The following is a 399-nucleotide window of genomic DNA, read 5'->3' on the forward strand; positions in this document are numbered from 1 at the left end:
AATTTATTTTCACTTTTTTGAAAGGTGAAGACAAAAGGTATCGTTACTTGCATTAGCAAATAACAACCTCAACAGTGTACTAATCTGTTGATGACAATTTGTTGGAGGGATGGCTGAGTGGTCGAAAGCACCGGTCTTGAAAACCGGCAACCGTTAATAGCGGTTCTAGGGTTCAAATCCCTATCCCTCCACCACTCTTAAAGATTAAACCGCTGTTTTTACAGCGGTTTTTTCGTATCTAAAGCCTCGAAAATCATCTCGCACAGAAAGGTAGCACAGATGTACTTATTGAGACTTCCAAATAGCGTATACTACACACGCATCGCCACCCCACTTTCACTGCGTAGCAGCGGTTATCCCAAAGAGTTTAAATTCTCTCTTCTAATACCAATCCGGAAA

1 tRNA gene is annotated in these 399 nt (G+C 41.4%); it reads left to right on the forward strand.

What is annotated here, in order from left to right:
• Positions 1-103: 103 nt before the first annotated feature.
• Positions 104-194: transfer RNA gene (locus tag AB4323_RS24470), tRNA-Ser, on the forward strand.
• Positions 195-399: the final 205 nt, after the last annotated feature.

It is taken from the genome of Vibrio sp. 10N.261.52.C11 (assembly GCF_041471405.1).
Taxonomy (GTDB): Bacteria; Pseudomonadota; Gammaproteobacteria; order Enterobacterales; family Vibrionaceae; genus Vibrio; species Vibrio crassostreae_C.